At 28.7% G+C, this 20667-nt stretch carries 20 protein-coding genes; 6 read left to right on the top strand and 14 right to left on the bottom strand.

The features are described 5' to 3' along the window. Positions 1-7: 7 nt before the first annotated feature. From I4V16_RS02780 to I4V16_RS02790, 3 genes are all read right to left on the bottom strand, one after another. The gene (locus I4V16_RS02780; protein ID WP_049178229.1) at positions 8-190 is read right to left on the bottom strand and encodes a hypothetical protein; all 183 of its coding nucleotides are present in this window, start codon (positions 188-190) and stop codon (positions 8-10) included. After that, entirely contained in the window at positions 184-1074 is an 891-nt protein-coding gene (locus I4V16_RS02785; protein WP_049178230.1) for a hypothetical protein, read from the bottom strand. Before I4V16_RS02785 ends, I4V16_RS02780 begins: the two co-directional genes overlap by 7 nt. A gap of 98 nt (positions 1075-1172) precedes the next feature. Continuing rightward, a complete protein-coding gene (locus I4V16_RS02790) occupies positions 1173-1733 on the bottom strand; it encodes a TetR/AcrR family transcriptional regulator (RefSeq protein ID WP_195966498.1) in 561 nt (186 codons plus the stop codon). Positions 1734-1881: 148 nt separating this feature from the next. Here I4V16_RS02790 and I4V16_RS02795 point away from each other — a divergent pair, with 148 nt between their 5' ends. Then, positions 1882-2115 carry a hypothetical protein gene (locus tag I4V16_RS02795; protein WP_049178232.1) on the top strand — a complete coding sequence of 78 codons (234 nt, stop codon included), beginning with the start codon at positions 1882-1884 and terminating at the stop codon, positions 2113-2115. Here I4V16_RS02795 and I4V16_RS02800 read toward each other — a convergent pair. The 6 genes from I4V16_RS02800 to I4V16_RS02825 form a co-directional block, all read right to left on the bottom strand. Further along, entirely contained in the window at positions 2101-2463 is a 363-nt protein-coding gene (locus tag I4V16_RS02800; RefSeq protein ID WP_049178233.1) for a DUF5658 family protein, read from the bottom strand. The genes I4V16_RS02795 and I4V16_RS02800 overlap by 15 nt on opposite strands. Before the next feature lie 122 nt (positions 2464-2585). After that, on the bottom strand, positions 2586-3179 hold the full coding sequence (locus tag I4V16_RS02805) for a hypothetical protein (protein WP_049178234.1): 594 nt from the start codon (positions 3177-3179) through the stop codon (positions 2586-2588). A gap of 80 nt (positions 3180-3259) precedes the next feature. Next, positions 3260-4687: a 6-phospho-beta-glucosidase gene (locus tag I4V16_RS02810; RefSeq protein WP_049178235.1), complete on the bottom strand. Its 1428-nt coding sequence runs from the start codon at positions 4685-4687 to the stop codon at positions 3260-3262. A 404-nt stretch (positions 4688-5091) separates the two neighbouring features. Then, entirely contained in the window at positions 5092-5847 is a 756-nt protein-coding gene (locus tag I4V16_RS02815) for an NAD-dependent epimerase/dehydratase family protein (RefSeq protein WP_080351824.1), read from the bottom strand. Positions 5848-6197: 350 nt separating this feature from the next. After that, positions 6198-9434, bottom strand: coding sequence for an FtsX-like permease family protein (locus I4V16_RS02820; RefSeq protein ID WP_049178236.1), 3237 nt, complete (start codon positions 9432-9434; stop codon positions 6198-6200). 1 nt (position 9435) lies between these two features. After that, a complete protein-coding gene (locus I4V16_RS02825; protein WP_099329581.1) occupies positions 9436-10140 on the bottom strand; it encodes an ABC transporter ATP-binding protein in 705 nt (234 codons plus the stop codon). A 187-nt stretch (positions 10141-10327) separates the two neighbouring features. Here I4V16_RS02825 and I4V16_RS02830 point away from each other — a divergent pair, with 187 nt between their 5' ends. From I4V16_RS02830 to I4V16_RS02840, 3 genes are read left to right on the top strand one after another with little or no spacing between them, the layout of a single operon-like run. Beyond that, positions 10328-11224, top strand: coding sequence for a DUF5685 family protein (locus I4V16_RS02830; protein ID WP_049178239.1), 897 nt, complete (start codon positions 10328-10330; stop codon positions 11222-11224). Next, entirely contained in the window at positions 11224-11844 is a 621-nt protein-coding gene (locus I4V16_RS02835) for a J domain-containing protein (protein ID WP_099329573.1), read from the top strand. The genes I4V16_RS02830 and I4V16_RS02835 overlap by 1 nt, the downstream gene beginning before the upstream one ends. Before the next feature lie 20 nt (positions 11845-11864). Continuing rightward, a complete protein-coding gene (locus I4V16_RS02840) occupies positions 11865-12365 on the top strand; it encodes a hypothetical protein (protein WP_049178241.1) in 501 nt (166 codons plus the stop codon). A 32-nt stretch (positions 12366-12397) separates the two neighbouring features. On the opposite strand, the gene cls is transcribed toward I4V16_RS02840, so the two are convergent. Next, positions 12398-13933, bottom strand: coding sequence for a cardiolipin synthase (gene cls / locus I4V16_RS02845; RefSeq protein WP_195966499.1), 1536 nt, complete (start codon positions 13931-13933; stop codon positions 12398-12400). Between the two features lie 151 nt (positions 13934-14084). Here cls and I4V16_RS02850 point away from each other — a divergent pair, with 151 nt between their 5' ends. Further along, positions 14085-15968: a HAMP domain-containing sensor histidine kinase gene (locus tag I4V16_RS02850; protein ID WP_195966500.1), complete on the top strand. Its 1884-nt coding sequence runs from the start codon at positions 14085-14087 to the stop codon at positions 15966-15968. A gap of 40 nt (positions 15969-16008) precedes the next feature. Here I4V16_RS02850 and I4V16_RS02855 read toward each other — a convergent pair whose 3' ends face one another. The 3 genes from I4V16_RS02855 to I4V16_RS02865 form a co-directional block, all read right to left on the bottom strand. After that, a complete protein-coding gene (locus I4V16_RS02855) occupies positions 16009-16878 on the bottom strand; it encodes a DegV family protein (RefSeq protein WP_049178243.1) in 870 nt (289 codons plus the stop codon). 195 nt (positions 16879-17073) lie between these two features. Further along, on the bottom strand, positions 17074-17940 hold the full coding sequence (locus I4V16_RS02860) for an ABC transporter ATP-binding protein (protein ID WP_195966501.1): 867 nt from the start codon (positions 17938-17940) through the stop codon (positions 17074-17076). A 288-nt stretch (positions 17941-18228) separates the two neighbouring features. Continuing rightward, the gene (locus I4V16_RS02865; protein WP_065423180.1) at positions 18229-19389 is read right to left on the bottom strand and encodes an MFS transporter; all 1161 of its coding nucleotides are present in this window, start codon (positions 19387-19389) and stop codon (positions 18229-18231) included. A gap of 144 nt (positions 19390-19533) precedes the next feature. Here I4V16_RS02865 and I4V16_RS02870 point away from each other — a divergent pair, with 144 nt between their 5' ends. Then, positions 19534-20325, top strand: a complete 792-nt coding sequence (locus tag I4V16_RS02870; RefSeq protein WP_195966502.1) for an SDR family NAD(P)-dependent oxidoreductase — start codon at positions 19534-19536, stop codon at positions 20323-20325. Here I4V16_RS02870 and I4V16_RS02875 read toward each other — a convergent pair whose 3' ends face one another. Then, the gene (locus I4V16_RS02875) at positions 20326-20607 is read right to left on the bottom strand and encodes a YkvA family protein (RefSeq protein ID WP_347707993.1); all 282 of its coding nucleotides are present in this window, start codon (positions 20605-20607) and stop codon (positions 20326-20328) included. Between the last annotated feature and the right edge of the window lie 60 nt (positions 20608-20667).

Below are 20667 nucleotides of genomic sequence, written 5' to 3' on the forward strand. Positions count from 1 at the left end.
ACAGCCATTAATCAAAATATTCTTTTTCAATTTGTTCCAAATAACATTCTTTTGAACAATAAATTTGTTGTGTTATCTTATCATAAAAATAATCTCCTGTGATTACCTTTTTACAGCCTGTACAAATAAGAGGTTCCTTTTTTTCATCTTCTATCTCCTCTTCTTCTTTAAATATCCTAAAATCTAGCATAAAAAATCCCCCTCATTAAGTGACTCCTTTATCTTAATTAACATGCACTTATATCTTTCATCTTTAGAGTTATTAATTAACTCATCTATTCTTGCTTTACTAATTTTCTTATAATATGGTATGTTCCACTTATTAACTACATTTAATGCTTTTAAAACTATTCCTTCATCCTTACAATCAATAACTAAATCAAGTATATCTTCATATATTTTTGAATATTCACTCCTACAAGATAGTAGTCTATTAATAATTATATATTCATCACTTCTTTTCTCTTTTGGTTCAAGTATTGGATACTTTATATTTACTATATCGGCCTTTTCAATGAATAGTTTTAACAGCTTCTCTAGCCCCTCACTATCCAAAGTAAATATAAGAAAAATATAACCCCTCCATTTTAATGAATGGCTATCTCTTAACATTACAAATAATTCATCATTAATTTTAAAACCAGCTAAATTATTAACTTTAGCTAATTTAATTACCTGTCCTTCACTGCAAGAATTTAATTCAGCTAAAATAACATTTCTCCATCTTTTATCCTTTAAAGCCCTTAATACAAAACATCGTACCTTAGGAATATCATCCCTACTTAACCCAGTACTTGATAGATATTTACTATTACATTCATCCTGTAGAAATAATAAAATAGAGTACATATTATATAGATATATTCCTTTTAACTGCTTATTAGATATAAGCCTATTGATTATATGCTTTGTATAGTGGTTTATATATTCTCCTCCACAAGAAAGCTTATATATTAAGCCTTTTACATTTAACATTTTACATAAATCCTTAGAAGCTAAAGTCAATATTTTATCATTTACTTCAAACTTAATCATTTCTTTAGCTAGGTCTAAGCTTTCATAAAAACTATTCACTTTATCACTCCTCTAGCTAAAAATTTAACTTGCCACATTAGATTATATTAAAGCACATAAAAAAAAAGTCCTCTATATTACTAGAGAACTAACTTTTTCTATCTTAAATTATCATGAACTATCTTAATTAAAAAGTCTATATTAGCTTTATCATCTTCTGGATATAACCTTGCAAGCAAAACTATATTACACAAAATGATGTGTGTAAGCTTTTGAGCTCTATACTCTATATTTATGTATTGATTTTCTATATTAATTGCATTAATTACATAACTATAAATCTTTTCTATAATACCATTTTCTATATTTCTATTTTCTGTTTTACTTATTGCCTCACTTTTTAAAAGATTGCTACCAATTCCTCGCCTAACCTTTATATCCTCATATAAAATTTTAATTATACTTTCTAATACTTTATCATTATTATTATCTTCATTCATTACTTTTTCTATCTTTTCAAAGGTGTTATTCCAACTAGCATCTAAAACTTTTAAAAACAAATCCCTTTTATTATCATAATAATTATATAAAGTGCCTACTGCTATATTGCATTCCTTTGCTATAGCTTTCATATCCACATTATCAAATCCATCATTACTAAATAACTTCCATGCAGCTTGGAAAATTGTTTCATCTAGGTTTAATATCTTCTTAGGCAAACTACTCTCCCCTTTTTGTTCTATTAACTCTATTATAATGCCACCTTAACTTTCCTTCAAGTATAGAAATTTTCTAGTTATTTCAGTAATTTTTTATATGTTTTAAACATATTTCTATATTAAAACAAGTCATAGGAGGAATATTTTTATGCTACGCTATAACTTTCCTTATGATGGAATGAGATACATAGGCGACAAAGACACAAAACTCATTCATGACCTTGATAATGAATCATCTTTATGCTACATAAATAACATAAGTGAAGAAAATATTATAATGTTAGAATGTGAAGATGATGTTCAAATCCTATGTGAAACTGAAAACTATCGTGGTTGCCATTGGTGTAATTCTCGTTTTGACGCTGACCTAACTATATGTTAAAAATATACTTATTATTAATGATATATTTAAAATATGTGTAAGCAAAACCAAAAAATACAATATAGTTATTCCTATTAATATATAGTTTGATATCCTTAATTGCTTTAAGGTTGCATCTTTCATCCTATATGAAATAAACCTTATAAGAATAAATACTAAAATTACTTTAACAAATACCGCTTTTATAGGATTATCTACTATTGTTGCCATAACTTTATTTCCTTCTTCAAAAAGGTTTGTTTGCAATAAAACTAGGGTAAATATAATATCCGCTACATTAAGAAAGTATAATATCTTAAATTTTTTCACTATGCTTTCATAACTATAATTCTTAATAAATGTATTCATAAGTCACTCCAAATTTAATGTTATACATTTTAAGGATTGACTTATTTATAAAAAATAAACACCTAATTTCCAAAATGAGAAGGTGCATCAAAGTATTATTACTTAGATGCACCTTTTCTTATTTATTTAAAAATAACGTATTCTTTGTCTCCTCTAACATATCTTAATGACCCTAAAGTCATATCATATCCTGCTAGATATCCTATATCTCCATCAGAAAATTTTACACTTCCAGAAACATATGAATAGTTTTTCTCATCAATATCTCTTGGAGCTTCTGACATCTTAAAAGGATCTGACATTTCTATATAAACTTTCTTTTCTAAGGTATTATCATCAAGCTTATATACATACATATTTTCACTTGAGATAGGATGAAGATTTACTTCCCTTCCATCTTTATTAACTGTAACCACGCATGTATTATCACCTTGAGTAAAATTACAATTAATTGGTTCTAAATCAATACTTTGAGTAATCTTTTCTGTATTTAAATCATACACAAAAAGTCCAAAGTATCCATGAAAAATAATTTTATCATCAGAGGCAAAATCAAGCATCACCATGTCTGCCCCCACATCTTGCTGTGTAGTAACCTTGGGAATAGTAGGCTCAATTTTATTTTTTTTAGCACTACTCTCTTCTGTTTTAGCACAACCTATTAACAAGAATGATAAAACTGCTAAAGTAACCATCATTACAGTCTTTTTCTTCATCTTAACACCTCCAATAAATTATACATATTATAACATATAATAGTTCTATGGATATTAAATAAAAATGAAGAAAAATCAGACTATTCTATATTTTCACCATTAGAAGCTATAACCTTCTTATACCATTCAAAGCTCTTCTTCTTACTTCTTCTTAATGTTCCATTTCCATCGTTATCCTTATCTACATAAATAAAGCCATAACGTTTTTTCATTTCTCCTGTACCTGCACTTACAAGGTCAATACATCCCCATGTAGTGTAACCAAGTAAATCAACTCCATCAAGCTCTACAGCATCCTTCATTGTTTTTATATGTTGTCTTAAATAATCAATTCTATAATCATCTTCTACATAACCATTTTCATCTGGTATATCCACTGCGCCTAATCCATTTTCAACAATGAATAATGGCTTTTGATATCTATCATATAAATTATTCATTGTTATTCTTAATCCAAGTGGATCTATTTGCCATCCCCATTCACTAGCCTTTAAATGAGGATTCTTTACTGATGCAAAAATATTTCCAGCAGTCTTTGAATTGTCATCAGGGTTTGCACAAGCACATCTTGATGAATAATAAGAGAATGAAATAAAGTCTACTGTATGATTCTTTAACAGTTCCTTATCTCCATCTTCCATATCTATATTAATTCCCTTTCTTTCAAGCTCCTTTAAAGCATAAGCAGGATAAGCACCTCTTGATTGTACATCAATAAAGAAATAATTTTCTCTATCCTTATTTAAAGCCTCAAATACATCCTCTGGTTTACATGAGTATGGATAATACTGACCTGCCGCTAACATACACCCAACCATGTTATTTGGATCTATCTCATGGGCAATTTTAGTAGCTAATGCACTTGCAACTAATTCATGATGTGCTGCTTGATACTTAACTTGTTCCTTATTTTCCCCTTCCTCGAAACAGATACCTGCTCCCATAAATGGTGCATGAAGAATCATATTAATTTCATTAAATGTTAGCCAATATTTTACTAATCCTTTATAGCGATTAAAAATAGTTCTACATAGTTTTTCATAAAATCCTATAAGCTTTCTATTTCTCCAAGCTCCATATTTTTCAACTAAGTTCATAGGACAATCAAAGTGAGTAATTGTAACTAAAGGTTCAATTCCATATTTATGACACTCTTTAAATAAATCCTCATAGAACTTAAGTCCTTCTTCATTTGGTTCAGCATCATCTCCATTTGGGAAAATTCTACTCCATCCAATTGAACATCTATATGTTTTAAATCCCATTTCTCCAAATAGTTTTATATCTTCTTTATAATTATGATACATATCTATAGCTTCCTTAGCTGGATAAAAATGCTCATCATCAAAATTAAACATCTTCATTTCACCTGCTATAATAGGAAATCTATCCTTACCTATTGGAACTACATCAACATTAGCTAAACCTCTTCCACCTTCATTGTAACCACCTTCACATTGGTTTGCAGCAGTAGCTCCACCCCATAAAAAATCTTTTCTAAATCCCATTTTAAAACCTTCTTTCCTAAATAAATATATAAATATATAAACATATAAATATATAAACATATAAATATAAAAATATATATTTATATAAATATGTAAATATATAAATAAACAAATATATAAATATACACCTTAATAAAAAAGACCTATTTACATAAAGAAAACACCATAAAAGATTTCCTTTATATGCAAATAGGTCTAGCTTGTCTTTAAACAATAACTATCCAAATAACTTAATTAAAGTATAAATGAAAACAGTTACTTAGTCAAATAAAAAATGACTTCACCATGCTTTAATGAGAAGTCACTTTTCAAACCATCCAACAGGTTCCAAAACTTGCTTTTGGTATTCAAAAATTTTTATAACTAGCCTGGACTTTAAAAAATTCTTTATCTCTATTACATTTTTATATTTCTTCTTTTACAATTTCTATTTCGTTTCTTCTTACTTCTTCCTTAAATACAATACTTTTTTTATTATCGCAATACCACTTGTAAGCATTTTTTAACCCTTTTTCAAAGTCTGTTTCAATACTATATATTTTCTTAATTCTATTTACATTTAAAACATTATCGTAATCGAAGAATGGAAAAAAATCTCTTTCACTTCTATTCTTTGATTTATAGTCATATTCTATAACCTTTCCTTTTTTTCCAACTACTCTTTCACAATAATTTATCCATTCTTTTATTGTTACTCCTTCTTTATTTCCAACATTGAATATACATACTTCTTCAGTATTACTTTCAATTAATTTCACTATTATATTTGCTAAATCAGTTGAATATATGAACTGTAGCCTTAACTCTCCCTTATTAGGTATTATTATAAGTCTATTATTTTCTAAATGCTCAAAAATAAAGCTTTCTCTTTGAGCATAATTGTATTCTCCATAAACATATAGTGGTCTTAAAATAATTAAATCACAGTTAGTTTTTGAGAAAAATTTTTCAAAAAACTCCTCAGCTTCTATTTTATTAGTCCCATAATCTCCCCAGTATTTATTTCTCCCCAAAGGAGTATCTTCACTAAAAGGAGTTTTATTATTTTCCACATCATAAACCGCACTAGAACTTAAGAATATAAACTTCTTAATCCATTTTAAATTAAAAGAATTATATAAAATTTCACTTTGACTTTTATTTAATCCAGATACGTCAATAACAACATCAAAATAATATTTACTTAGTACCTTCTTCCAATAAAGTAGCTACCTCCCATAACTAAAACTCCCACTCCACCACACCGACTTACTTATTGTAGAAACTTTAGCGCCAGCAAAGTTTCCTTCTCCAACCTTATTATCTCCATTAACCTCATTACCTTTTTACCTTTTTACCTCCTTACCTTCCTTAACCTCATTTATTCACTTTATCTAAATTATCTTCTCCCTACCTTCTTACCTCGTACCTTGTACCTAATACTTCTTACTTTACATAAAGAAAGAAACACAGCCAAACGGCTGTGTTTCCACCTACTTTTAATTATCTCTATTATCTTATTTTTCCTAATTTACTCTACAGACTTTAATGATTCAACCATAGGTATCTTCTTAAGTTTCTTATACATTACTAAGTTTACCAAAATAGCAAATCCCATAGTAATTACAACAGCTATTAGATAACTTAAAATATTTATATTTCTTCCAAACATCATTGCATCAAACTCAACAGTTATCATTATAAATCTATGAAGTATAGTTCCCAGGGCAAGACCAACTACTGAACCAATAGCAGTAAGTACTAGATTTTCTCTATATACATAAGCTGAAACTTCATTATCATAGAACCCAAGAACTTTAATTGTAGCTATTTCTCTTAATCGCTCACTTACATTAACATTTGTTAAATTGTAAAGTACAACAAAGGCTAGAGCCCCTGCAGAAACAATTAGTACTATTACTACAATATTTAAACTGCTAATCATATTATCAAAATTATTAACTAATCCACTATAGAAAGAAACAGACTTAACTATATCATTATCCATAAGCTCTGCACCTAAAACTTCTTCTACCTTTGTTGAGGTATCATTTAGTTTTAAAGCTAAGGTATTTATTTCATTAGTCACCCCAAAAGTAGACTTATAATATTCAGGTGACATAAATACATAGTGATCAACATACATCTCACTAACAGCTGATACTTCTACTTCCTTTCTATCTCCATCTTCATTTTCTATAGTAATCTTATCACCTTTTTTAACTCCAAGGGATTTAGAAAGTTTTTCAGTAATAACAACTCCACTATTATCAAGCTGAATTTCCTTTTGACTACTTCTTTCTCTAAGAGATATAAAGTCCTTAAATTCACTTATATTCTTAGGTACAATTAATTTTACTGACTTATCCTCTCCATTATCTATCGCCTTACTATTAAAAGTGCTCATTTCAGAAATATCTTCAACTCTACTATCATTCTTATACTTATCAAATAAATCTTCTTTATCAGTTAAAGTAGCCTCTTTATCAATTGATACTTGGCTATCATATTGAATAATTTCTCCAAATTGCTTTGAAGCAATTGTGCTAATAGAATCCTTTATTCCAAAGCCAGCTAAAAGTAATGCAGTACACCCTGATATACCTATTACTGTCATGAAGAATCTCTTCTTATATCTAAATATATTTCTCGCTGTAACCTTTTCTGTAAAGTTCATCCTCTTCCATATAAAAGATATTCTTTCTAAGAAAATTCTCTTACCTTCCTTTGGAGCCTTAGGCCTCATTAGAAGTGATGGTGTTTCAATAAGCTCTTTATAGCACGCAAGTACAGCTGCTAAAGTTGTAACTGATACAGCTACCAAAATAGATATTATGCTTAAAGGTAGATCTAATAATAACTTTACCTTTGGAACTGTGTACATAATTCCCCATGCATAGAATATTACTGTTGGGAAAAGAACTACCCCAATAGCTAACCCTACCAATGCTCCTAATGTACTTGCCACAGCTGCATAAACTATATATTTAGAAGAAATACTTAATTTACTATAGCCAAGTGCTTTTAATGTACCAATAGTTCCTCTTTGCTCATCTACCATTCTTGTCATAGTAGTTAAACAAACTAATGCTGCAACTAAAAAGAAAAATACTGGAAAGACATTAGCAATATCTCCTATTTTATCAGCTGAAGCACCATAGTCCATATAACTATAGTGACTATTTCTATCTAAAACATACCAATCTGGTGCTTTTGCATCTTGAAGGTCTTTTTCAGCCTTATCTAGCTTCTCTTTTGCAAGAGCAAGTTCTTCTTCACCAAGCTTTTTAGCTCTCTCTAGCTCTTCTTCCCCTTGCTTTATGACTTGCTTACCTTCCTCAATCTTTTTTCTTCCTTCAACAAAAGCATTTTTCCCCTCAATCTCAGCTTTTTCGAGATTTGCTTTTTCATTCTTTATAGTAGCCCATCCAGAATCTAATGTAGCTCTTCCATCTTTTAATTTCTGCTCTGCATTAGCTATTTGCTTCTTTCCAGCCTCTACAACATAGGAAACAGTATCATAAGTTTTAATCTTAGACTCTTTACTATTAATTTCAAATTGAATTATGGCTTTTTCAGCTTCACTTAAATTAGGATCATTAAGCTTTTCCTTCAATTGCTTAACTTCCTCTCTTAACTTATCAACTTCTTCTTTATTATTCTTTAAGTAATCTTCAGATTCTTTAATACTACCTTCTGTTGCTTCCTTTAATTGATTAAAGGCTTTTAGATTTGTATTATACTCCTCTTCTCCAGCCTGCAACTCTTTTTCTGCTGCTGCTATTTTATCCTTCCCTTCTTGAATTTGAGTAGGAAATTCCTTTTCTTGTCTATCTAATTCCTTTTCATTAATAATAAGATCAATTTTTCCCTCTTGAAGTTTTTCTTCATTTGACTTTATTTCATTTTCATACTTAATCTTATTTTCTTCGTATTCTTTTTTACCATTTTCCAATTCTTTTCTACTTTCCTCTAGAATCTCATCAAAACGAATTGGACTTCTTTCATCACTTAAGCTTTCTAAAGGCTTAGTCACCTTATCTGTAACATCAAAATATTCATCACTATAACTATTTAGTTCTTTTGCACCATCCACTGTAAGAAGAACCTCAGTATAAATATCCATATTAAAATCTTCTTCTGGAATCATGATGAAATTATTAATAGATCCATGTCCAATATTGGAACTTCCCATTTCAAAAGAAAGGTAGTTAGGTGTATTAGCTATACCTACAATTGTAAATTCACTAACTTTAAGATTTTCACTTATATCATCCTTTGTTCCAGATGTAAGCTTAATCTTATCTCCAACCTTTACCCCCATACCATTGAAATTACCTGCACCTACTATACACTCTCCAGACTTTTCAGGAAGTCTACCTTCCTTAATTTCTGCCCTATTAATGTAGTTGTCAGTATCATTTTTAGCATCATCTAAGGGTATTCCATGAACCTTTAGTACAAATTCAGATGAATTTATCTCTGTTAAAACATCAATACTATGAGTTGGGAAAATCCCCTTTATACCATCAAGTTTTTTAATTTCAGCTACATCATCATCAGTTAAGCCTATAGGTGATACAACTCTTATATCCATTAAGTTATATTCATCAAAGTATTTATCTGCCGATGCTTTCATTACAGGCTCACCTTCTTTTACTCCTGCAAAAAAAGCTACCCCTATACCTACAATGGCAAATATAGAAAGAAATCTACCAAAAGATTTTTTTATCTCTCTTACTGTATCTTTTACCAGTGCATTTTTCATACTACCACTCAATCCTTTCTACAGGAACTGGATTTTCATTAACCTTGATTGAGTGAACTTTACCATTCTTAACTTGAATAACCTTGTCCCCCATTGGAGTTAATGCAAGGTTATGGGTAATAACTACTACTGTCATTCCTTTTTCCCTACATGTGTCTTGTAACAGCTTTAATACAGCCTTACCAGTATTATAGTCTAATGCTCCAGTTGGTTCATCGCAAAGAAGTAGTTTAGGGTTCTTTGCTAATGCTCTGGCTATAGCAACTCTTTGTTGTTCCCCTCCTGATAATTGAGCAGGAAAGTTATTCTTTCTTTTTTCAAGCCCTACTGCTTTTACAGTTTCAGCTACATCTAATGGATTTTTGCAAATTTGAGTTGCAAGCTCAACATTTTCAGTAACAGTTAGATTTTGAACTAAATTGTAAAATTGAAATACAAAACCAATATCGTATCTTCTGTATGTAGTTAATTCTTTAGAGCTATACTTACTAACTTCAACTCCATCAACAATTATTTCACCACTTGTTGGAGAATCCATTCCCCCTAATATGTTTAATATTGTTGATTTTCCAGCTCCACTTGCCCCTGCAACAACAACAAATTCCCCTTTATTTATTGAAAAGTCAACTCCACTTAATGCTTCTATTTCAACTTCACCCATTTTATAAATCTTTTTTACATCTTTAAACTGAATATAATCCTTCAATAAAAAATCGCCTCCAAATAATCTATTAATCTTTAGCATTATTCCCCATTATTTATCATGTTATTTAAAGTATACTAAAGCTTCATAATAATCTCAATGTTTGTATTGTACCATTTTTACCTATTATGTATAATAATAATTATTAAATGAAGCCTTCTTCAAAAAATTTATTTAAAAGGAGATATTTATGTTTGGATATGTAACTCCTCTAAAGGGTGAATTAAAAGTTAAAGAATATGAACTTTTTAGAGCATATTACTGTGGTGTTTGTAACAGCATTAAAAGAGATTTCGGCAATATACCTAGAATGACTCTAAACTATGATATGACATTCTTAGCTATATTATTAGATAGTTTAAATAAAAATAAGATAAATATAATTCATAAAAACTGTATAGCTCACCCACTACAAAAGAGAAATATAGTCACTGAAAATGAAGCAACAGCTTATGCTGCTGCAATGAATATATCACTATTCTATTTTAAAGTATTGGATGATGTGAAAGATGATAAGGATTTAAAAAGTAAATTTTTATCTCTTACTTTATTACCTTATAAAAGAAAATTTTCACACTCTGTACAAAAAATTAATGATATAATAAAAGAAAATTTATCAATTCTATCTAACTATGAAGATAATAAAAACTTTTATTCTATTGATGAGATTTGTCATCCTTTTAGTGTAATTGTTGGAGAAATTCTAAAGAACTACCCTAATGAAATATTAAATGATTCAGATGAATCAAGAAGTAATCTCTATGATTTAGGATATGGTCTTGGAAAATGGATTTATCTAGTTGACGCTTTAGATGACCTTAAAGAAGATATGGAAAAGAATAAATTTAATCCAATAAATTATTTATATAATACAAATAATCTTTCATACGAGGAATTAATTATACAAATTAGAGATAGAATTGAATTTAATATTTTAAGTTGTGGTTGCAGATGTAAAGAGTCCTTAGATAAGCTTAATTTACATAAGAACAAAGAAATTTTAGAAAATATAATTAACTTAGGAATGATGGACAAATATCTTGCCATAATAAATAACTGCAAAAAGATGAAAGGAAGTGATTCTTAATGAATCCATATGAAGTTTTAGGTATAAAACCAGGTGCATCACAAGAGGAAATTAAAAGTGCTTATAGAAAATTAGTAAAGCAATATCATCCAGATCAATATAGAGATAACCCACTTCAAGAATTAGCTCAACAAAAGCTAGCTGAAGTAAATGAGGCTTATAACCAATTGACAAGTGGTAAGTCTTCAGGAAATTACAGTTCAAATACATCAAGCTCTTATTCAAATAGTAGTTCATATAACAATAATTCTTATGGAAACTCTGCTTCTGAACTATCACAAGCAAGAGCTTACCTTCAAAGAAGAAATACAGCAGCTGCTGAAGCTATATTAAATAGGGTTTCTGATAGAAATGCTGAATGGTACTTCTTAATGGGAGTAGTTCACTCAAATAAAGGTTGGTACGATACTGCTCTTCAAAATATAACAACTGCTGCAAATATGGATCCAAACAACTTTGAATATAGACAAACATTACAGCAATTAACTTCAAGAGCTAGAGGGTATGGCCAACCATATTACAGAACAACTGGTGGTAATTCAGCAGATTGTTGTACTAACTTAATTTGCTTAGACTGTTGTTGTGAAGCAATGGGTGGAGATTTAATATCTTGTTGTTAGTTAAATAATGGAGGTTTATTATGAAAGCTAAAGATATTGCCCTTGGAGGAATTTTAGTTGCATTAACTATTGTCACACTATATTTAACACTGCTTATTCCAACAAACACAATAGCTATTATGACACTTGCCTCCTTATATATACCTATTTGTTTAATAAGAAGTAATATTAAAACATCCATTTTTGTTTATGTTGCTTCAACTATAATATCATTCTTTATATTACCTATTAACTATTCCATAATGTATGCCTTATTTTTTGGGGTATATGGCTTAGTTAAGCATTTTATAGAGAAATTAAATAAAATACCTATTGAAATAGTTATTAAACTTGTATTTTTTAATATAGTTTTAACTATTGGACTATTAGCTCTAAAGCTATTTGGAGTTAATATAGATATGAAATTCTCAGTTGGAATTATGTATCTTTTAGCCCAACCAGTATTTTTAGTATACGATTATGCATTAAGTACATTAATAACTATGTATTATAAGAAATTTCACAAAAAAAGCTCCCTTTAAAAGGGAGCTTTTCTAAATTATAAACATTAATTTTACATAAGTGGTGCAAATACTCGAAGTATTGCTCTAAGGAATCTATTAGACCATTTAACCTTCTTAGTATCCTCTAAAGTTATATTTTGTGATACATCCAATATATTTAAGAAATCTTCTTTAATTTGCATTACAGATTTAGTCTTATATAAGAAAACTCCACATTCAAAATGTAAGTAAAGGCTTCTATAATCCATATTAATAGTTCCTACTACACCTATCTCATCATCACAAACAAAAGTTTTTGAATGAATAAATCCTGGGGTATATTCATAGATTTTTACTCCAGCCTCAATAAGCTGAGCGTAATATGCCCTTGTTACAATATGGGCATACCATTTATCTTCAATAAATGGTGTTACAATTCTTACATCAACTCCACTTTTTGCAGCTAAAGTTAGAGCTGTTACTAACTCATTATCTATTATCAAGTATGGAGTGTTTATATAAATATAATCCTTAGCTTTATTAATTATATTTAAATATACATTTTCTCCTACTAACTCATTATCATAAGGACTATCACCATATGGTTGTACATATCCATCACTTCCAAACTCATCCAAATGATAAATTTTAGGTCTATACTTATTGTAATCCTCTTTATTAAATCCAATAAAATTCCATACCTGAAGGAACATTACAGTTAAATTCCACACAGCTTCACCTTTTATCATAATAGAAGCATCTTTCCAATGGCCAAACCTTACAACTTCATTAATATATTCATCTGCTAGGTTAATACCACCTGTAAAAGCTGTATGTCCATCAATTACTGTAATTTTTCTATGATCTCTATTATTAACGATTATAGAAAGTATAGGAATAAATTTATTAAATACCTGACACTTTATACCTAGCTTCTCCATCTTTTCATGATACTTATTAGGTAATGTTGTTATACACCCCATATCATCATAAAGAAGCCTTACGTCTACTCCCTCTTTTACCTTCTCCACTAAGATTTCTAAAATACTGTCCCACATTTTACCTTCATGAATAATAAAGTATTCCATAAATATGTAATGTTCTGCTTTCTTAAGTTCTTCTAATAGCTTTTCATAAAATACTTCTCCTGGAGATAAAAATTCAGTGGTAGAATTCTTATATATAGGGTAAGCTGCATAATCATTAATATATTTCACCTGATTATATACACTCTTATCTATGGCTTTTATTTCTTCAATAACGGCTTCATCTTGTTTTAGTAATTCTTTTGCTTCGTAATACTCAGCATCTATTTGCTTCTTTAAGGTTCTCCCAATTTTGTTGCCACCAAATAAAAGATAGAATAGTCCCCCAAAAACAGGAACTAATAAAACAGGAATGGTCCAAGCTAATTTATATGATGGATTATCTTTTCTACTAACTATGTAAACTACAACTACTAAACTTAATATTACAAATAAAGCATACATATATACAAAGGATTCACTTAATTTCCATATTCCTAATATTAAAATTATTAATTGAATAAGTACTAATACTCCAACTATAAATATTCTATTAAAAATCAACTTTAATAATTTACGCATTTATCCTCCTTGTTAACATAATTTTATCTTTATTCTATATCAATATTTCTAATAAATCAAACGCCTCTAATACAGACAAAATATTACAGCACTTCTTGACTATTTATATACATAATTGTAAAATATTACTTGTAATATAGGAGGTTTTATTATGAATAACAAGTTTTTTAAAACTATATCAGTCACATTAGTTTTAATACTTTTTTTAATACCTACCCAAAACGTATTTGCCTCAATACATGATAATAACATTAATTCAATACTTATACTAACTCCATATAATAAAACAAGTTTTGATGAATCACTATTATCAACTTTGAAAAGCTATATATCCTCAAATTTACCTAACTCAGTCTTTTTTGAGGATTCTATTTCATATGCTTTAAATGAAAGCGTTGATTTAAAAGATTTCGACCTAATTATTTGTCTAGATAGCAACCGTCTTCAATGCATTGAAAATAATTATTCTAATTTATTTAATGACACACCAGTAATCATTGGTTTAACTGAAGAAAAAAAGTTTAATTTACCCGAAAACTTTGGTGGATACTATATGAATTATGACTTCGCAAAATATATGGATTTCTTGCTAAAGATACATCCTAACCTAAAGAAAGTTAATCTTTTAATAGGATCAAACTTTAAAAGTTCCACTATATTTAAAAGTATAAATTCTTATATATCTAAAAACCCTAAAGATATAAAATTTAATTTTATAACAACTGGAGAAGAAGATAAAATAACGCCTCTATTGTGCGAAAAAGATACAATAACAATAGTTTATGATTCGCTTTTAAGTAATAATTGGGGAAAGTATTTAACATCTGGTTCTTCATATTCTACTATAAGAGCCATTAGCCGGAAGACAACTAATGAGGTCTATGGTGGTTACAGGGAATTTATAACTAGATTTAATATTGGAGGATATAATTATGATGCTACTGTTCTTGCCAAAGCAATTTCAGATACAGCAGTTTCAATTATAAATAATACTTTATCTATAAAAGATGTTGGTTACAGGGATGTTTCTTTTGATAAGGAATTTATAATAAACACTTACATGAATGATAGATATAATTTACCTACTGACCTCCCTGATACCTCTTACATAAAAATTGGAGCAGGTGAAACCCTAATTGAAAGTTCAGATTCTAATAAAAGAAATATTATTTTCTCTGCAATAATTATATTTTCAATGTTTATTTTATTTATATATATACATAACAAGATAAGATTAAGAGATAAAGAAAAATTGGATTTAATGAAAAATAATTTTATAGCTAATCTTTCACATGAATTAAGAAATCCTTTAAATATTATAATAAGTACAATTCAACTTTTTGATTTATACTTAAAGCAAAATAAAATAGTTTTAAAGGATCCTAACATAAATAACAAATTTGAATACCTAAAAAATAACAGTAATCGATTATTAAAACTTGTAAACAACGTAATTGACATAACTAAGATAGATGCAGGCTTTTTTAGCATTTCTAAAGATAATTACGATATTGTAAGTGTTGTAGAGAACTTAACCTTAAGTACTGTTCCTTACGCTGAATATAAGGATATAACCCTTATTTTTGATACTAATATCGAAGAACTTTATTGTTTATTTGATAAAGATAATATTGAAAGAGTCATTTTAAATCTTCTTTCTAATGCTTTAAAGTTTACTCCATCTAATGGAAATATCTTTGTAACACTAACATATAACCATAAAGACTTAAGCATTAGTGTAAGGGATACTGGTGTTGGTATTCCAAAAGAAAAGCAAAAATTTATATTTGATAGATTTAGTCAGTTAGATACAGATAAATATTCTAAGGGACAAGGTAGTGGTATAGGTTTAGCTTTAATCAAATCTGTTATAGAACTACATAATGGTCATATAGAGGTTAATAGCTCACCTGGAGTAGGTTCTGAATTTATTGTAGTCTTACCAATATATAAAGTTAAAAGCTTAACTGAACAAAATGAAAGTTCCTCTGATTCTATCCAAAAGACAAATCTTGAATACTCTGATATATTTTAAAAAAGGAACTGTCGCAAATATTTGCAACAGTTCCTTTTAACTACTCTCTTTCATTTCCAATAAATATTACGGCTAATGCATCTGGACCAGCATGTGTACCAATAACAGGGCCTATATTATTTAAGATTACATCCTTAAATTTGTATCTCTCAATTACCTTTTCTCTTAAGGCATTAGCGTCTTCTTCACAGTCTGAATGGGCAATAAATACTATCTGTTCTTCTAAGTTAACAGCTTTCTCTTCTATCTCATTTAATAAATAATTTATTGCTTTCTTTCTTCCCTTTAACTTAACTCCAGGCACAACTCTACCCTCTTTAGTAACTTTTAGTGTAGGCTTTACCCCAAGTAACCCCCCAATTGCTGCAGTTGTTCCAGATATTCTTCCCCCTCTTTTTAAATGCTGAAGATCATCAAGAATAATAGCATATTGTACTTTAGTTCTATTATCTACTATCCACTTTACAATTTCATCTATATTTTTCCCACTCTTTTTTAGCTCATTTGCATAATAAACTAATAAACCTTGCCCTAAAGTTACCCCCTTAGAATCAATGACTTCGATTCTTCTATCTTTATATGACTCTAAAAGATTTTCTCTTGCTATCCTTGCACTATTATATGTCCCACTAAGTTCGCTAGCTAAGGATATATAAATTATGTCATTTCCTTTTTCTAGTTCTTTCTTAAAGGCTTCTTCAAAAGTAAATACATTAACTTGTGCAGTTGATGTTAATTCACCTTCTCTTAAAGATTTATAAAAATCATCATACTTTATAGTTTGTCCTAAATCATCTTCTAAAAATTCACCTTTAATATTTACTGTTAAACAAACTAAACCAATATCATTTTCCTTAACTATATTTAAAGGTAGATCACTTGCTGAATCTGTATATATTTTAATACTCACTATTAATTCCTCCATTTTTCATAGTGTTACAGATAGTATAAATGATACCTTTAATAAAATCAATTAGTTTGACAATCAAATTATTTAATTTCCAAACTTATTCTCTCTAAATCATCTTATTTCTTTACTTTTCACTAATTTTAGAAAGAAAGAAGTAATAAAAGCCTTAAGCTTCTATTACTTCTTATCTTTATATTATATTGAATTTAACTTTTCTTTATATTCTAGTTCTATGATTTTCTTTTTTAACCTCTTGTTTTCATTAAGCAGTTCTTCATAATCATCAATAGATAAAGCCGACTCTTCATCTTTAAAAATTGTCTGTCTTGCAGACTCTTTTAATATACTATTATAAAATCTAGTTTGATTATGGTCCTTATTCTCTATTGTTGTATCTAATAGTCCATCTCTTATCATTATTACCCTACTAGAGAAACTTGCTATATATGGATCATGAGTAACCATTACTATTGTAATATTATCTTCTTCATTTAATTTTCTTAATATTGATAATAACTCATCAGAATTCTTTGTATCTAATGCACCTGTAGGTTCATCTGCTACTATAATTTTAGGATTAGTAATTAAAGCTCTACATGCTGCTACTCTTTGTTTTTGTCCTCCTGAACATTCTGAAGGATATTTATCCAGTATAGTATTAATTCCTAACCTTTTAGAAACAGATTCTACCCTTTTATCGCATTCTTCCTTTTCAGCTCCCATAATTATTAATGGAGATGTTATATTATCCCTTATGGTTAAATTGTCTAGTAGATTACACTCTTGGAATATAAACGAAATATACTCTCTTCTTAAAAGGCTCAATTGCTTTTCTGTATAAGATCTAATATACTTACCATCAATATATATTTTTCCTCTAGTTGCTTGGTCAATTGTGGCTAATAAATTTAAAAGAGTTGTTTTACCAGAACCAGAAGGTCCCATTATAGCAAGAAACTCTCCTTCTTCAATATCAAGATTAATCCCCTTTAAGGCTTGGAATGGATTCTTAAAACTTCCATACTCCTTAATTACATTTTTAGCTTCGATTATTTTTCCCATTTATATCCCTCCATAAATTTCTTTTCTATAATACGTGGGTATTTTAAAAGCCCCATTCTTACCCTCCCTAACTATATTTTATAAAAGAAAAATCACAATCTAATCTCAAATTCAAAACAAAATATAACAATTTTGTTACAATGAAAAAGAGAAGTAGATATTTATTTGGTTTGTTCCGTCACAAGGCTCCAAGTCACAGCAAAACAAATATCCACTCCCCTCATACTGAATGTAAGGAAACTATAAAATTATTATCATTGATTTAATAGTTTTCATCTCATCTATTAATTAAATTATCTCATACTTTTTATAACCAAATTTAAATATTAAGTATCCTATTAGAATAACTATTGAGGCAGTTAAGAATGGTAACTTACTTCCATAAGCAAATATAAATCCTGAGTATAATGAGCCAATTATCATTCCAATTGCTCTTGCTGAATTTTGTATTCCAGCTATCTTTCCATTATCCTTATTGGATACCTTTGAAATAATATTTTGAAGCATAGGTTGATAAACAGCAGAACTTCCTACAAATAATAAAATAAATAGGAAGAATAAAGGAACTAAATTAAATAATGTTGCTCCTCCTATACATAAAGCCATTGAAATTCCTGAAATTCTTAAGGCTTTTACCTCTCCAAACCTTTTTGCAAGCTTTCCTGTAAAGAATATATTAGTTAAGAATCCAAATATTCCAGCTATAGCTAAGAATATACCATTAATTGTTGGTGGAAGTGATAGTACTGACTCTATATAGTAGTTAATGCTTGAATTGTAACTAGTTACAGCAAAGAAAAATACTACCACCTGACTCATTATAAAAATAACTTTGGGATTAAGTACATTTATAGACTTAGTATATGCTTTTTCCTTTTCTACTTTATCTATATTTTTCTTAGTAACAGTTTCTTCTAAGAAAAAATAAAATAGTATGCATATAACTATACTTAAAATAAATTGTACAGAAAAGGTTATTTTATAATTATTATTTCCTATTACTCCACCTAGAAGAGACCCTATAGCTCCACCAAAAGTTGATGCAGCAGCATAATATGTCATACCTTTTAATCTTCCCTCTTCATCTGTAATATCAGCAATATAAGCAAGAATTACTGTTAAAAAACTTATAACTGATGCTCCACCTATAAATCTCCAAAAAACAATAATTACTGGATTACTACTAAATCCAAAACCTACTTGAGATATCCCATATCCCAAAATACCTAAAATCATGAATTTAATTCTTCCACCTTTATCAGATAACTTTCCCCAAATTGGTGAAAAAATAAAATTCCCTATAGACATAGCTGCAAAAAAAACTCCAAATAAATATGAAGGTAATTTATTTTGAGTTATAAACATTGGCGTTACTGGGTGAGCCATATTTAATACTATATAAGTTAATACAGTTAGAACCGTAACTGTTTTTAATGATTTACTCCTCATTTTTTCTCCTCTCATCTTACGTTTTCCTCTATTAGTATACATAAGAGAAGGAGTATTCTCAAGTTATACTCTATTTAGTTTCATTATATTTCCTATCATTATTATTTCCTTAAGTGAAAAAATACTTATAAGAGGTGAGATATAATGAAAAACATACTTATAACTGGATGTGGATCTGGTCTTGGAAGAAAGGCTGCAATTGCACTAGCAAATAGAGGACATTTTGTATATGCAACTACTCATACTCAGGAACAAGCTGACCACTTAAATAAATTAAATAAAAAGTGGTGTCTCCCTATGTATGCATTTAAATTAGATATTAGAAACCCGGATGATAGACATAAAGTAAGAAAGCTTAACTTAGATGTCCTTATTAATAATGCTGCTATAGGTGATTCAGGCTCTGTTTGTGAAATTGATGTTAATAAATATAGAAATGTCTTTGAAACTAATGTTTTCTCTGCCATTGAATTAACTCAAGAGGTTTTAAAAGATATGATTTCTAAAAGGGAAGGAAGAATTATATTTTTATCATCCCTTGCTGGACGTTCTCCTATTCCGTTTTTATCTCCTTATTGTAGTAGCAAATTTGCCCTAGAAAGTATAGTTCCCGCATTAAATATGGAGCTTAAAGAATTAAATAAGGTTAATATTCCTGTAATTTTAATAGAACCAGGTGCCTACTCTACAGGCTTTAATGAAAAAAATATAAGTAAACAATTTGAATGGATGAAGGTAAAATCATATTTTAAAAATAAAATTAGAAAGTTAGAAAAGAATCAATTTAGATACTTTAAAATAACTTCTTCTTCAAATTTTTCTTCTATAGTAGCCCAATATATTAGAGCAGTAGAAGATATAAAGCCAAAGGAAAGATATATTGCTCCTACTTATCAAGGAGTATTTATAAAAGCAAAAAATATTTTAACTAAGTAGCTAAAAAAAGTGCTTTACAATAACTATAACAATCATAATCCATATAAAAACTATAATGCCACCAGCTACATAATTTTTAGGCTTTCCCTCTTTAAATAAATTCTCAGATTCCTTTTTACATTCTTCAAATAAATCCTTTGGAATAAGCTTAAGGCATAAATAAATTCCAAGAGGTAATAAGATTAAATCATCTATGTATCCTAATATAGGAATAAAGTCAGGAATAAAATCTATTGGGCTTAGTGCATACCCAACCACTATAATAGCCATTACTTTAGCCATTATAGGAACTTCCTTTTTCCTATAAACTAGATACAGTGCTTTTATATTACTTTTAAGATC

This window comes from Clostridium sp. 1001283B150210_160208_E6, assembly GCF_015669365.1.
GTDB classification, from domain to species: Bacteria; Bacillota; Clostridia; order Clostridiales; family Clostridiaceae; genus Clostridium; species Clostridium paraputrificum.